We start from the raw sequence: 1,215 nt of genomic DNA, 5'->3' as shown, positions 1-1,215 counted from the left end.
CCGCTCTTGGCGGATTTATAGCGCTGCTCCAGTTCCTCAATGGTTAAATGTGGTTCTAGCTTCAGTCGACGCCCCATCTTGCTTTCAGCCTGTTATACAACTCCATTACTCATTCTAGGGTTGATTAGCCGGACTTGGTATAATTCAGGATTCCAAAAGCCTACTTGAGCACTGTAGGGTAACTCTAGCTCTAAAATACGGCAGGTATAATGACCTATCTGCGATCGCTCACAGTGGCGCACAGACTGTAGAGCCCGATGCCCATCAATGGCTAACTTCAGCATCCAGCCGAGGGCGATCGCTAAAACGCCAGCAGACAAACCGTAGGACAGCCACCCTTCCCAATACATCACCATATGTCCGCGGGTTATGGTGCCAAATAATGTCCATGACTTCAGCCTCAAGGAGCCCAAGTCGTAGTTGCCGTGGGGAATAATTTGGTAAAGGAGACATTCAACTCATCACGATGCCATAGGTTGAGTCTAAACCATAGGTTGCCAGACGGGAAGGTTGTTGCTTCAGGTCACCATTCCTACCTACTACTTAGGCGATGGGATGAGCCTTAGAGGTCTTCAGGGGGTATGGACTGGGGGGCAAGAATAAGACCAATCAAGCAGTCGATCAACAGCTCCGGATTCATGGGGGCAATATGCTGTCCATGCATAATTCTCTGGGTCATGGCATAGCTGAGTAATGTGCCCGTGAAAATCCGGGCTACTGCATCAGGATGAGCGATCGTTAAGTCAGGATGAGAGTCAAAATAATGAACGAGGCTACGCCACACCTTTTGGGGTAAAGATTGAATGAAAAGCTGGGCTAGGGCTGGAAACCGACCCGATTCTCCAATAATCAGCCGCATAAAGGCCACATATTCATCATCCACCGCCACTAGGTCTAGAAATTTCTGGGCAATCTGCCGCAGCACCTGAGCTGGTTGATCATCGAGGGAGATGGTGCCGAAGACTTGATTGAAACGCTGGGCGGTGACTTGCTCAATCAACGCGGTGAAGAGCCCTTCTTTATCTGCAAAATGCTTGTAAATGGTGATCTTGGACACTCCGGCGGCCGCAGCAACCCGATCCATGCTGGTGCCCTCGTAGCCTTGGCGCAGAAAAATTTCTAGGGCACCCTGGAGAATTTGGGCTCGCTTTAACCCGGTAGTGGAGTCTGGGGACGGCGTCATGGAGGTTGATGAATGAAGAAACACAAACTTTA

2 protein-coding genes are annotated in these 1,215 nt (G+C 50.0%); both read right to left on the bottom strand.

What is annotated here, in order from left to right; translation table 11 throughout:
• Nucleotides 1-92 precede the first annotated feature (92 nt).
• On the bottom strand, nucleotides 93-404 hold the full coding sequence (locus V6D20_14600; protein HEY9817009.1) for a hypothetical protein: 312 nt from the start codon (nucleotides 402-404) through the stop codon (nucleotides 93-95).
• Between the two features lie 158 nt (nucleotides 405-562).
• Nucleotides 563-1,215: TetR/AcrR family transcriptional regulator (locus tag V6D20_14595; protein HEY9817008.1), on the bottom strand; the 653-nt coding region annotated here is incomplete at its 5' end.

Source organism: Candidatus Obscuribacterales bacterium (assembly GCA_036703605.1).
In the GTDB taxonomy this organism is placed as follows: domain Bacteria; phylum Cyanobacteriota; class Cyanobacteriia; order RECH01; family RECH01; genus RECH01.
This window is presented reverse-complemented; position numbering and strand designations above follow the sequence as displayed.